The 12839-nt window shown below is 55.8% G+C and carries 9 protein-coding genes and 1 tRNA gene; 2 read left to right on the forward strand and 8 right to left on the reverse strand.

Annotated features, from left to right (window positions below; translation table 11 throughout):
• Positions 1–10: 10 nt before the first annotated feature.
• The 7 genes from dppC to OGV83_RS08955 all read right to left on the reverse strand — a co-directional run bounded on the left by dppC (position 11) and on the right by OGV83_RS08955 (position 9299).
• Positions 11–913: a dipeptide ABC transporter permease DppC gene (gene dppC, locus OGV83_RS08925; RefSeq protein ID WP_012135676.1), complete on the reverse strand. Its 903-nt coding sequence runs from the start codon at positions 911–913 to the stop codon at positions 11–13.
• A 9-nt stretch (positions 914–922) separates the two neighbouring features.
• Positions 923–1942: a dipeptide ABC transporter permease DppB gene (dppB, locus tag OGV83_RS08930; RefSeq protein WP_012135677.1), complete on the reverse strand. Its 1020-nt coding sequence runs from the start codon at positions 1940–1942 to the stop codon at positions 923–925.
• Between the two features lie 196 nt (positions 1943–2138).
• The gene (gene dppA / locus OGV83_RS08935; protein ID WP_286463449.1) at positions 2139–3746 is read right to left on the reverse strand and encodes a dipeptide ABC transporter periplasmic-binding protein DppA; all 1608 of its coding nucleotides are present in this window, start codon (positions 3744–3746) and stop codon (positions 2139–2141) included.
• Between the two features lie 1320 nt (positions 3747–5066).
• Positions 5067–5143, reverse strand: a tRNA-Pro gene (locus tag OGV83_RS08940).
• Positions 5144–5234: 91 nt separating this feature from the next.
• Complete coding sequence (gene eptB / locus OGV83_RS08945; protein WP_115180997.1) at positions 5235–6926, reverse strand: kdo(2)-lipid A phosphoethanolamine 7''-transferase; 1692 nt, start codon at positions 6924–6926, stop codon at positions 5235–5237.
• 213 nt (positions 6927–7139) lie between these two features.
• Positions 7140–8342, reverse strand: coding sequence for an L-lactate MFS transporter (locus tag OGV83_RS08950; protein ID WP_071259261.1), 1203 nt, complete (start codon positions 8340–8342; stop codon positions 7140–7142).
• Between the two features lie 252 nt (positions 8343–8594).
• Positions 8595–9299 carry an autotransporter outer membrane beta-barrel domain-containing protein gene (locus OGV83_RS08955; RefSeq protein WP_112001421.1) on the reverse strand — a complete coding sequence of 235 codons (705 nt, stop codon included), beginning with the start codon at positions 9297–9299 and terminating at the stop codon, positions 8595–8597.
• 158 nt (positions 9300–9457) lie between these two features.
• Between OGV83_RS08955 and tag the strand changes: the two genes are divergently transcribed.
• Together tag and OGV83_RS08965 are read left to right on the forward strand one after the other, a co-directional pair.
• On the forward strand, positions 9458–10039 hold the full coding sequence (gene tag, locus OGV83_RS08960) for a DNA-3-methyladenine glycosylase I (protein WP_012135682.1): 582 nt from the start codon (positions 9458–9460) through the stop codon (positions 10037–10039).
• A complete protein-coding gene (locus tag OGV83_RS08965) occupies positions 10017–10448 on the forward strand; it encodes an N-acetyltransferase (RefSeq protein ID WP_286463452.1) in 432 nt (143 codons plus the stop codon). The genes tag and OGV83_RS08965 overlap by 23 nt, the downstream gene beginning before the upstream one ends.
• Here OGV83_RS08965 and OGV83_RS08970 read toward each other — a convergent pair.
• Positions 10426–12759, reverse strand: a complete 2334-nt coding sequence (locus OGV83_RS08970; RefSeq protein WP_110493669.1) for a molybdopterin guanine dinucleotide-containing S/N-oxide reductase — start codon at positions 12757–12759, stop codon at positions 10426–10428. The genes OGV83_RS08965 and OGV83_RS08970 overlap by 23 nt on opposite strands.
• Between the last annotated feature and the right edge of the window lie 80 nt (positions 12760–12839).

A 12839-nucleotide genomic window follows, 5' to 3' on the forward strand; every position in this document is an offset into this window, starting at 1 on the left:
CTCGAACCTCTTACTGCTTCAGTTTGGGATCGAGCGCGTCACGCAGACCGTCACCCATCAGGTTAAATGCCAGCACCGTCAGCAGGATCGCCAGACCCGGGAAGGTCACGACCCACCAGGCACTTTGTGCGAACTGCAACACGTCGGAGAGCATAGTGCCCCACTCCGGTGTCGGCGGCTGCGCACCCATGCCGAGGAAGCCCAGGGCGGCCATATCGAGAATGGCGTTAGAGAAACCGAGCGACGCCTGAACGATCAGCGGCGCAAGGCAGTTCGGGAAGATATTGACGAACATCTGGCGCATCGCGCCTGCGCCCGCCACGCGGGAAGCGGTAACGTAATCGCGGTTCACCTCCACCAGCACGGCGGCGCGGGTCAGACGCACGTAGTGCGGGAGCGCCACGAAGGTCAGCGCCAGCGCGGCGTTACCGATAGAGGGGCCAAAGATCGCCACCAGCACCAGCGCCAGCAGCAGGCTTGGCAGCGCCAGCATGATATCGACGACGCGCATGATGATGTTATCAACAATGCCGCCGAAGTAACCCGCGACCAGGCCGAGCACAATCCCCATCACCAGCGACAGCACCACCACCAGGCAGCCCACCAGCAGCGACAGACGTGCGCCATACATCAGACGCGACAGCACATCGCGACCGACATCATCCGTTCCCAGCAGGTGCGCGATACTGCCGCCTTCCTGCCACGCAGGCGGCGCCAGCAGCACATCGCGGAACTGATCTGCCGGGTTATACGGCGCGATGACGTTCGCGAACACCGCAATCAGGATCATGATGACGACATACGCCAGACCGACAACCGCACCCTTGTTGCGTTTAAAATAGTGCCAGAACTCCTGCAACGGGGTCATCGGCACCGGTGCAGAGATAACTTTATTTTCAGTAACCTGTGACATGATGGCCCCTTACTTCTTATGACGAATACGCGGGTTCACCACGCCGTACAGCAGGTCGACCAGCAGGTTGACGAGAATAATCATCGTCGCTACCAGTAACACCCCGCCCTGTACAACCGGATAATCGCGTCGTTGCAGCGCATCAATCAGCCAACGGCCAAGGCCAGGCCACGAGAAGATGGTTTCGGTCAGGATCGCCCCTGCCAGCAGCGTCCCTACCTGCAAACCGATAACGGTCACGACCGGCAGCATCGCGTTACGCAGCGCGTGTACGATGATGACGCGCATCCTTGTGAGACCTTTGGCGCGCGCGGTACGGATATAATCTTCACCCAGCACTTCCAGCATGGAGGAGCGGGTCATACGCACGATAACCGCCAGCGGTATCGTACCGAGCACCATCGCAGGCAGGATCATGTGCGCGACAGCATCAATAAAGTTGCCCTCTTCGCCCCAGATAGCCGTGTCAATCAGCATAAAGCCGGTTAACGGATTGGAGTCATCAAGGAACACCATATCGCTGACGCGCCCGGAAACCGGCGTCAGGTTCCATTGCACCGATACCAGCATGATCAGCATCATGCCCCACCAGAAGATAGGCATAGAGTAACCGGTCAGCGCCAGGCCAACAGCGGTATGATCGAAAATGGAACCGCGCTTCACGGCGGCCAGCACGCCGACCGGAATCCCTACTGCGGTGGCGAAAATCATGGCGCAGACGCCAAGTTCCAGCGTCGCTTTAAAGCGAGGCACGAACTCGTCCCACACCGGCAAACGGCTTTTCAGCGAGATGCCCAAATCGCCATGCATCACCCCCCAGATGTAATGGAGGTACTGCTGCCACATCGGTTTATCCAGACCGAGTTCAGCCAGCAGTTGAGCATGACGCTCAGGAGAGATACCACGCTCACCTGCCATGATCATGACCGGATCGCCCGGGATCATATGGACGAAGGCAAAGGTGAGAAGGGTGATACCGATAAACGTGGGGATGACGAGTCCCAAACGTCGGAGGATGAACTGCAACATAACCCGGATTCTCTCTAATGACGCGCCGCCTGGTGACAGTGCGTCTGTATTGCTCACAAATCTTATCCCACGGCATACGCCGCCGTGGGGTAAAGCATTACGCCGGGTGGCGATGCGCTTACCCGGCCTACGATCGTAGGTTCGTGCAAACGCAGCGCCGCCGGGCATGGGGTGCTCAGGCACCCCTGGCTTTTAATTATTCGACAGAGACGTTTTCAAAGTGGTGTTTGCCCAGAGGATCAACCACATAGCCTTTGACTTCTTTACGCACAGGTTCGTACACGGTGGAGTGAGCGATGATCAGCGCAGGCGCCTGGTCATGCATCACCACCTGAGCCTGTTTGTAGAGTTCAACACGCTTGTTGTGGTCGTCAGTGGCGCGCGCCGGTTGAATCAAGTCTTCAAACGGCTTGTAGCACCAGCGAGAGTAGTTAGAACCGTCTTTCGCCGCAGCGCAGCTAAACAGGGTCGCGAAGAAGTTATCCGGGTCCCCGTTATCACCGGTCCAGCCCATCATCACCGCCTGATGTTCGCCTGACTTCGCACGCTTGAGGTATTCACCCCACTCGTAGGTGACAATCTTGGCCTGTACGCCAATTTTCGCCCAGTCAGCCTGAATCATCTCAGCCATACGGCGAGCGTTCGGGTTGTACGGACGCTGTACCGGCATCGCCCACAGTTCAACGGTGAAGCCTTTATCCTGGCCCGCTTCTTTCAGCAGCGCTTTGGCTTTTTCTGGATCGTAGTTGTAGTCTTTAACGTCGTCGTTATAGCCCCACATGGTCGGCGGAATCAGGTTCTTGGCTTCAACGCCCGCGCCCTGATAAACCGCTTTAATGATCGCTTCTTTGTTCACCGCGTAGGTCAGCGCCTGACGGACTTTCACGTCATCAAACGGTTTCTTCTCGGTGTTGAAAGAGAGGTAGCCGACGTTCAGACCCGCCTGCTCCATCAGGTTGATGTTTTTGTCCTGCTTCATGCGCGCGATGTCCGCCGGGTTCGGGTACGGCATCACCTGGCACTCATTTTTCTGTAGCTTGGCGTAACGCACGGACGCGTCAGGCGTAATGGAGAACACCAGACGGTCGATCTGCGGCTTGGTGCCCCAGAAACCATCAAACGCTTTATACAGAATGCGGGAGTCTTTCTGGTACTGCAACAGCTGGAACGGCCCCGTACCGATTGGGTTCAGATCCACTTTCTCCGGCGTACCGGCTTTCAGCATGTTGTCAGCATATTCTTTAGAGAGGATGGAGGCGAAGTCCATCGCCAGGTCAGCGAGGAACGGCGCTTCTGGACGGGTCAGCACGAACTGAACGGTGCTATCGTCCACTTTCTTCACTTCGTTTATCAGGTCTGGCAGACCCATCCCTTCGAAGTATTCATAGCTGCCGCCGGACACTTTGTGGTACGGGTTTTCGGCATTTTTCTGACGATCGAACGAGAACACCACGTCATCGGCGTTGAAATCGCGCGTCGGTTTAAAGTCTTTGCTGTCCTGCCACTTCACGCCCTGACGCAGGTGGAAGGTGTAGGTTTTGCCGTCTTCGCTGACATCCCACTTTTCAGCGAGGCCTGGAATAACTTCGGTTGTACCGATTTTAAATTCCACCAGACGGTTATAGATAGGTACTGAGCTGGCGTCATAGGTAGTGCCGGAGGTAAACAGCTGCGGGTTGAAGCCTTCTGGAGAACCTTCTGAACAATAAACCAGAGTTTTAGCCTGTACACTTGCTGCGACGGTCATGGCCACCAGGCTCAGACCAAGCTTCAGCATCCCTGACTTCTTCAAGGAAATACTCATTCTTCTGCTCCAAATGTGATGTTGTTGTTTTACCCTTTGCAGTGGGTTTGCACCGCCTGGCCTTTTTTGTTTTTTACCCGGCCGGGTCGGCGTTAAGAGGATGGGGATTCCGTTCACATAAGCGCCTGAGTTGCAGTGCGGATTCTCCATGAAATGCCCCTCATGCCCTACAATCTGTCAACAGAATGTGAAAACGTCAATACAGGCAACCATGATTTACAACAACGGTGAGAATTCACAAACAAAGATTAAAAAAACTTCAAACGACTATTTTCAGCAGGGAAATTTGTGCTACTCCGTTAACACCAGAATTAATCGCTTCATATTTCGCAACATTTGGTGATTAACGTTTGTGCAGATTGTGAAAAATTTCTGACGAAATGCTGCATATCTGAGCGATTAATATCACGAACGCTAAAACGCACAGCGGAAAATGCTGGGCTCAGCCATAAGTAACGCAAAAAAAAATTTAAGCAAAGATAAAAAAAGACAATGGAATATGTCACAAAAACGTGAACAAACAGTGAGAAGTGATGCACATTTTTTGCCAATGGCGAAATCGCCGTAGGCCGGATAAGGCGCCTGCGCCGCCATCCGGCGTTGCCGAAAGTGGGCTACCAATCCCGCCTGATGGCGCTGCGCTTATCAGGCCTACAATGCTGAGCCGTAGGTCGGATAAGGCGCCTGCGCCGCCATCCGGCGTTGCCGAAAATGAGCTACCAATCCCGCCTGATGGCGCTTCGCTTATCAGGCCTACAATGCTGCGCCGTAGGCCGGATAAGGCGCCTGCGCCGCCATCCGGCGTTACCGAAAATGAGCGACCGATCCTGCCTGATGGCGCTGCGCTTATCAGGCCTACAATGCTGAGCCGTAGGCCGGATAAGGCGCCTGCGCCGCCATCCGGCGTTGCCGAAAGTGAGCGACCGATCCCGCCTGATGGCGCTGCGCTTATCAGGCCTACAATGCTGAGCCGTAGGCCGGATAAGGCGCCTGCGCCGCCATCCGGCGTTGCCGAAAGTGAGCGACCGATCCCGCCTGATGGCGCTGCGCTTATCAGGCCTACAATGCTGAGCCGTAGGCTGGATAAGGCGCCTGCGCCGTCATCCGGCGTTGCCGAAAGTGGGCAACCGAGCCCGCCTGATGGCGCTTCGCTTATCAGGCCTACAATACTGAGCCGTAGGCCGGATAAGGCGCCTGCGCCGCCATCCGGCGTTACCGAAAATGAGCGATCGATCCTGCCTGATGGCGCTGCGCTTATCAGGCCTACAATGCTGAATTCCAGACAGCAAAAAGCCAGCCCGTGGGCTGGCTTTTCTGAATTGGTCGGTGATAGAGGATTCGAACCTCCGACCCCTTCGTCCCGAACGAAGTGCGCTACCAGGCTGCGCCAATCACCGAATGCGGGGCGCATCTTACTGCTCAGGTGCGCGCCCGTCAATCCCTTAGTTTGAAAATGCCATTCAATCGGCGAGAAAGTCAGCAGACCGCTTACTGCACCGCTGCATTCTGTTCAGCCGGAATATGGCACCAGTCGTTGTTTTTGTTAATTCCGCCATCTGGCGAGGTGTAACCGAGACATCCCATCACCGTGTCATACAGCTCCACATGGCGGCGCGGCGTTTTCATCGCCGCCGCCTGTTGCAGGCGCGCAAGCATCTGCGCATGCTGCGGGTTCTCCAGATACTTATCCGACATCCACACCAGCATTGGCACCCGGAACTGTTCTGGCGGCGCCATCTTGCGCGGCGTGCCGTGCAAATGCTCGCGCTCATTGATCGACTCGCCGTGATCGGCGGCGTAAAACACAATGGCTTTCTTATCGCGCAGCTGATCGAACACGCGGGTAATAAAGTGATCAACATAGCTCACCGAGTTATCGTAAGAGTTGATCATCTCCGCTTTTGTGCAGCCATCGTCAACGCCGACACACTCCGGCGTCCACTGCGCAAAACTGCGGGGATACCGCTGCGTATAGTTATAATGCGACCCTTTGGTATGCATTACGATCAGGTGTTTCCCGTCAGGGGTTTGCGCTAACGAACGCTGCATTTCATCCACCAGCAACATATCATCAACCGTCTTACCCCGGTTGCGCGGCTCTGCGCCGATTTGCTCGCGGTAGGCAATGTTATCCGCCATCGTATTGCTGTAGAACCACATTTCGCTCTGCATCGCATACAGATCGGCGCTAAACCCTAACTGCTTCAGCACCGCAAAAATGTTTTGCTCTTTCAGCGTACGCTGTGGATTCTCCGACGCGCCACCCTCGCGCACAAACATACAGCGCAGCGAAAGTTTGGTCGCGGTATCACACGACTCACCCCGGAACGCCGCGAGATTTTTTTCCTGCGCCAGCTTCGGCGTCGTGTTCCGCTCGTAGCCGAAGATGCCCATATGATCCCAACGCGTGGTTTCGCCGATGATAAACACAACATACGTGTCATCAATGCCTTCTGGCGCAACATAGGTAAACTTCTTCGCCGGGTTCATCAGCGAGTTATTATCCGACGACTCATCCACCTGCGCCCAGGCGTACAGCCCTAAAGCCGATAGCCAGTTCGACGGTAAATAAGAGTTCGCCACCACGCCGCCATAGCTCGGCAAATCGATACCCGTTGTTCGTTCAACATTCTTTTGCTGAACGTCGAGCAGGCGAATCGGCGCCCACACCATCACCCCAGCCAGAACCACCGCCGCCACGCTGCGAACGCGCTGGCCCGGCGTGCGTAACTGCCGCAGCAGGGTGTAACGACAGCGGTTACTCCAGATAAAGACCAGCGGCAGAATGCTCACCGCCACCAGCCACAAAATGAAGTGCCAGCCGACGACCTCTTTCGATAAATCGATATCCGTGGTCATCACGGAGGCAATAATGCCGTAGCCGATCACCACGTTCAGGAGGGTCATGTAATAGCTGGCGCTCGCGGAGAACAGCACCACCAGCGTAGCCAGAACCCGCCAGGCGCGGCGACCAAACAGGGAAAGCAGACGGAGTAAGAAGAACGTGGCGAGAACCGTGGCCCCAAGTTCAACCACTGCCGAGAGGCCTTTCCAGACGGTAAATTCCTGCGCATAGCTGCCGAACCGGCGGTAAAACACTGCGCAATTCATAAACAGGCCGATATAGAGCGCAAGCAAGAAGCTCAGCTTCTGCTGCGTCATCGATTTAATGTATTTCATGCAAGCAAACCCTGGAAATCGGGATAAAAACCACCCGCAAAAGGCCATTCCAGACCGGGCAGGTGGATAAATGCGGTAACAGCAGATGTCAGACAGTCTACACGCGCGGGTATGTAGACCACAGGGAAGCGTAAAAGTGTCGGAAGAATAAGCAAGCGGCCCGGATATTTACAAAAATATCCGGGCCGGGAAGTGGTTAAATGATGAATAAAATCAGGCGTGAGCCTCTTTAAAGACGCGGCGCTGAGGCTGGCGAATCGTGGTCGAGAGCGCCAGAGAGAGGATCAGCAGAGCGAAAATAACGCAGAAGGTGACGTAGAACCCACCGAACAGCGAGGCGATAATCGACCCGCAAATACTGCCAATCCCAAAGCCCAGGTAAATCACGCCGTAGTTTTTCGCCAGGTTATTCAGGCCGAAGAACTCGCTCACCAGCGACGGGAACACCGTGATCGTACCGCCGAAGTTAAAGGCGACGCAGGCAATCGCGGCGAAGAACGTCACATCACTCAGCGGCGCGAACAGTAATGCTGCCATCCCGACCAGCGAGACAACCTGACCGATAGTAATCACGCGGATACGGGCGATTTTGTCAGACAGAATGCCCAGCACCAGGCGGCCTGACAGGTTAGCGATGGAAATCACCGTGACCGCGTTGGCCGCCGAAGCAACATCCATATGCGCCAGCCCCTGAGCAATGTCTTTCGCCACACCGATGACATACAGACCGCTCATGCAGGCCGTCAGGAACATCACCGCCAGCATCCAGTACTGCGGTTTACGCATGGACTGCGCCAGGGTGAAGTCGTTTTCCACCACCCCGTTTACCGCTTTAACATCCTGATTCGGCGCGTCTTTCATCAGCGTTGAACCAAAGACAATCATCACCAGCACAATCGCGCCCCAGATCATAAATGTCTTTTCCAGACCGACCGTCGCCAGCAGCTGGCTGTCGATGAATTTGAAGCCGAGGCTACCGAGGCCATAAGAACCAATCGCGAAGGCGGAAATCAGCCCTTTACGTTCCGGGAACCATTTTACGCAGTTAGACAGCGTTAACAGGTATCCCGCCCCGTCCGCCAGGCCAACCAGCACCCCGGCGCTCAGCCACAGCATCATAAGGTTGTTGGAATGCGCCGTTAAAAAGAAGCCGATGCCCAGTAAAACACCCGACGCCATCGTGACGCGTTTTACGCCGAAACGTTCCTGTAATTTACCCGCCACGGAAGAGGAGATCGCCAGTCCCAGGCTCAACAAGCCAAATGAAAAGGCCACCTGACTGACGGGCTCATCCAGTTTCGCAGAGAGCGCGCCATTAAACAGGCTCCAGGTGTAAACAGAACCTAACGCAAATTGTGTGATGATGGTGCCGATAAGCGTCAGCCAACGGGTACGCTGATAATCAGAAGTTTTCATGGCAGTCTTCCTGCATAAACAAAGGAGAAATTCACTGCCGACAACAATAACGAAGTGCTTTTTATGCAGGGGAAAAACGGCATGAAATGCCATCAGAACGGAATGAAATGCCTGGATTGCGGAATGAATGACGAGACAAAGACTGCGCAGCGTGATTTTTTTAATGTCAGTTAGTACCCACTATCGCTGTATGTCTTGTTATGAAAGAGACTTAATTGTAAAAAACTTGTTTTTATTACGTGCTTATTCTCGTTAAAATCTGGCGCTAACGCCCAGGGTGTACAGATAGTCGCTATTGCTTGCGCTGTTATCTGCCTGAGAGAGCGCCGCATACGCCGCGATATGCGGGTTCAGTAGCATGTCCGCCCCCACCGTCACATCCAGCCAGTTGCCATTCTGATCCGCCGCCGTCATTCGACTCAGCCCCGACTGCGCTTTCCAGATGTTCTCTCCGTATTGCTGGTTATAGCTGATTTGCGCCCAGGGACGGATATCGCCAAACTGCGAATTCACCCGCCAGCCCAACGTACTGACGCTGGCATGCCACAGAGGGTCGGTCAGCGCCTGCGCCGTCACGCTGTCGCCAAATTCATTAAACATCGAGGTGGTTGAGCCGTCGTAATGCAGGCTGGCGACCGGCCCGGTCGTCACGCGCCCGGCAAGCGGAAAATTCCAGCCCACGCTCATGCCGCTGGCCGCATCCAGTGGCGTTTGATCGGCCAGACTCAGCACAGGGCCAGGCGCATTCTGGCTGGACCGAATCCGCTCCGCCAGAATATCGTTGTAACTTGGTTGGTGATCGCTGTCCCATGTATAGCGTTCTGTCGTATGACCCGATACGGCATCAGCGATATATTCTTGTTGCCAGGCATATGCTGTGTTAGTGAAAATTGCACAGACGATAACGCTCGCCAGGCAGCACCACACCTGGCGACCACTGCATTTTTTTATAATCATCAACGCGACTCCAGAGAAGAGCCGAATTCGGCGATATTATTGTCATTGTTTGGCGGTTCCAGGGCTTATTAGCCCTGTATTAAATATTGTCTTTTTAGCTGGCGCGTCAAGGCGGGCCGAATGAAATTTTTGCGGTAGTCAAAACAGCGAGGAAGAGTATGCAGCGTTGCGGATGGGTCAGTCAGGACCCACTATACATCGCCTATCACGACAAGGAGTGGGGCATTCCCGAAACCGACGGCAAAAAGCTGTTCGAGATGATCTGCCTTGAAGGCCAGCAGGCGGGGCTTTCCTGGATCACCGTGCTGAAGAAACGGGAAAACTATCGCGCAAACTTCCACCACTTTGATCCCGTTCGCGTCGCGGCGATGCAGGAAGACGACGTTGAGCGTCTGTTGCAGGATGCGGGCATTATTCGCCATCGGGGGAAAATTCAGGCCATCATCGGCAATGCCAGGGCATATCTCGCAATGGAGCAAAATGGCGAACCGTTTGCTGAATTCGTCTGGTCTTTTGTCGAAAACCAGCCGCAGGTAACGCGCGCCGCCAGCCTGAGCGAGATCCCCACCTCAACCCCCGCGTCGGATGCGCTGGCAAAAGCGCTGAAAAAACGCGGCTTCAAGTTCGTCGGCACCACCATTTGCTACTCCTTTATGCAGGCGTGCGGGCTGGTCAACGACCATATCACGGGCTGTTTCTGCCATCCTGGAGGTCAGCATGATTCGCGAATCCCGGACTGACGATATGGCGTCAATTTTGACGCTCTGGATGGAGAGCACGATCTATGCCCACCCGTTTATCGAAGCGCGCTACTGGCGCGAAAGCGAACCGATAGTGCGTGACGTGTACTTGCCCGCCGCGCAGACCTGGGTGTGGGAAGAAGCAGGTTTACTGAAAGGCTTTGCCAGCGTGATGGAAGCGCGCTTTTTGGGCGCGCTGTTTGTCACGCCGGACGCGATCCGCCGCGGGATTGGCAAGGCGCTGGTGCAGCATGTTCAGCAGCACTTTACCGCGCTCAGCCTGGAGGTTTACCAGAAAAATCAGTCGGCGGTGAATTTCTACCATGCGCTGGGTTTTCGTATCGAAGACAGCGCATGGCAGGAAGATACACAGCATCCGACATGGATTATGGGCTGGCAGGCGGATTAAACGCCGTAAGCGTCAGCGAAGGGCCGGTATACTTTTCAATCCACGCCAGCGCGGTGTTGCCCGCACAGCCGTTCCCCAGTCGCGAGCTGGGGAGATCTTTGGTCAACACGTTTACCGCGCCATTTTTACAAATGCCGCCTGCCGACACCTCTAAATCCGGCCATGCCCCTTCATGAATGCAGATAACGCCGGGTCTAATGCCCTCCGTCACCACCGCGCCCGCCAGAATTTGTCCTCGGTGATTCCAGACCCGCACCGTGTCGCCGTCAGCAATGCCCCGCGTCTGCGCATCCTGCGGATGCAGAGTAACCGGTTCGCGCCCCGCCACCGCATACTGTTCACGAAGCTGGCTGTAGTTAAGCTGGCTGTGCAGACGATGCGCCGGATGGGCGGACAGCACCTGTAGCTGACCGGGTTCGGCATTGCCGTGCCATTCGTCCGGCTCCAGCCACATTGGGTGTCCTGGGCAGTCCGCATAGCCGTAGTCCGCAATTCGCCGGGAGTAGATCTCTATCTTGCCGCTGTCCGTTTTCAGTGGATGCGCGTCGGGGTCACGGCGGAAATCCGCAAAGCGGATAAACTGCGCGTTGGCCGCATTCTCCGGCATTTCAATCAGATCGTTGGCTTCCCAGAACTGTGCAAACGGCGGCAGCGTCACCTGCTGGCTGGCGCCGCGTTGCCCGGCGATGTTGTAGAAGGTTTCCAGCCACTCAAGCTCGCTTTTCCCTTCGGTAAAGCGCGCATGACCGCCCGTTTCCCAGCGCTCGCTCAGTTCGGCAAACACGTCAAAGTCATTACGGGCCTCATCACGCGGCGGCACAACCTGCTTCATCGGCACCAGATGCTGGTTGCTGTAGTCGCCGGTCATGGTTAAGTCGTTACGTTCATAAGAGGTCGTGGCAGGTAACACGATATCGGCATGTTTCGCCGCGGCGGTCCAGAAACATTCGGAGATCACCACCAGTTCCGGCTTTTGCCAGGCGCGAATCAGACGGTTGGTATCCTGATGATGCGTAAAGTTCGCGCCACCGGCCCACCAGACGAAGCGGATATCCGGGAAATGGCGGTTCATACCGTTGTGCTGATAGGGCGCGCCGGGATTCTCCAGCGCCTCGACAATACGCGCCACCGGAATTTTATCTACCGCATCGGTGCCGCCTGGCAGACTGCCCTGCATTGAAGCCAGTACGGCGGCGCGACGCGTCGGGTTTCCCCCGTTGGCGAAATGGTACGAGAGGCCAAAACCGCCGCCGGGCGTGCCAATTTGCCCTAACATGGCGGCAAGCGTTACCAGCATCCAGTGTTTTTGCTCGCCGAACTGCTGACGCTGCATTCCCCAGCCAGACATCAACATAGTGGTGTTTTTATGGAAGAGTTCCGCCAGTTCGTGAATTTTAGCGGCGGATACGCCGCAAATATCTGCGGCCCATTCCGCCGTTTTCGCCACGCCGTCGCTCACGCCCAGCAGATAGTCGGCGAATGTCTCGTAACCGGTCGTGCAGCGCGCCAGAAACGCGTCATCATGCCAGCCGTTTTTCACCAGCGTATGCGCAATCCCCAGCATCAGCGCCACGTCAGTCCCCATATGCGGGGCGATCCACTCCATCTTATCGCCAAAGAACGCCGCGCTTTCCGATCGCATTGGATCGATGCAGATCAGCCGTTTCCCGCTGTTGCGCAACGCGGCAAAGTAAGCAATGCCCTGCTCATCCGACGCATTCCAGGCAATTTTTAGCGTATTCAACGGGTTGGCGCTCCATAGCACCACCACGTCACTGTGTTCCAGCACAACCGGCCAGCTGGTCTGCTGCTGGTAGACTTCGTTTCCGCCCACCACATACGGCATGATGGCCTGCGCCGCCCCCGTGGAGTAATCCCCCAGATGCCCGGTATACCCGCCCGCCAGCGCCATATAACGCTGCAACAGGGTGGAAGCTTTATGCAGCACGCCATTCGAGCGCCAGCCATAAGAACCGGCAAAAATCGAGGACGGCCCATATGTTTCACGAATACGTTTGTGCTGGGTATGGATCAGATCCAACGCCTCATCCCAACTCACCCGCACAAATTCATCCTGACCGCGCACGCCCTGTGGCTTCTCTGGCGAGGCGAGAAATCCTTTACGCACCATCGGGAAACGCACCCGGGTAGGGCTGTGAACCTGGTCGCGTACGACGGTTTGCAGGGAATTGAGATGCGAAGTGGGCAGCGCCCCGCGAGACGCGAGAACCGTCTCGCCGTCAGTGTCGACCCGGACAGGTCCCCAGTGGGCGGCGGTTAATACCGAATAGTGCGATGGTGCGTTGATCAAAATGCGCTCCTGAATGCGATGCAGGTGTGACGGCTTATTTATTATGCCGCTCAATGTTACTTACAAATTTAAGAGTCTTC

Origin of the sequence: Citrobacter sp. CK189 (genome assembly GCF_030333505.1) — a bacterium.
GTDB classification, from domain to species: Bacteria; Pseudomonadota; Gammaproteobacteria; order Enterobacterales; family Enterobacteriaceae; genus Citrobacter_B; species Citrobacter_B koseri.

Excerpts from the sequence above, each read along its gene's own strand:
- dppA (WP_286463449.1), bottom strand. The coding sequence starts at position 3,746 with ATGAGTATTTCCTTGAAGAAGTCAGGGATGCTGAAGCTTGGTCTGAGC.
- tag (WP_012135682.1), top strand. The coding sequence starts at position 9,458 with ATGCAGCGTTGCGGATGGGTCAGTCAGGACCCACTATACATCGCCTAT.
- OGV83_RS08965 (WP_286463452.1), top strand. The coding sequence starts at position 10,017 with ATGATTCGCGAATCCCGGACTGACGATATGGCGTCAATTTTGACGCTC.
- dppB (WP_012135677.1), bottom strand. The coding sequence starts at position 1,942 with ATGTTGCAGTTCATCCTCCGACGTTTGGGACTCGTCATCCCCACGTTT.
- OGV83_RS08950 (WP_071259261.1), bottom strand. The coding sequence starts at position 8,342 with ATGAAAACTTCTGATTATCAGCGTACCCGTTGGCTGACGCTTATCGGC.
- OGV83_RS08955 (WP_112001421.1), bottom strand. The coding sequence starts at position 9,299 with ATGATTATAAAAAAATGCAGTGGTCGCCAGGTGTGGTGCTGCCTGGCG.
- eptB (WP_115180997.1), bottom strand. The coding sequence starts at position 6,926 with ATGAAATACATTAAATCGATGACGCAGCAGAAGCTGAGCTTCTTGCTT.
- dppC (WP_012135676.1), bottom strand. The coding sequence starts at position 913 with ATGTCACAGGTTACTGAAAATAAAGTTATCTCTGCACCGGTGCCGATG.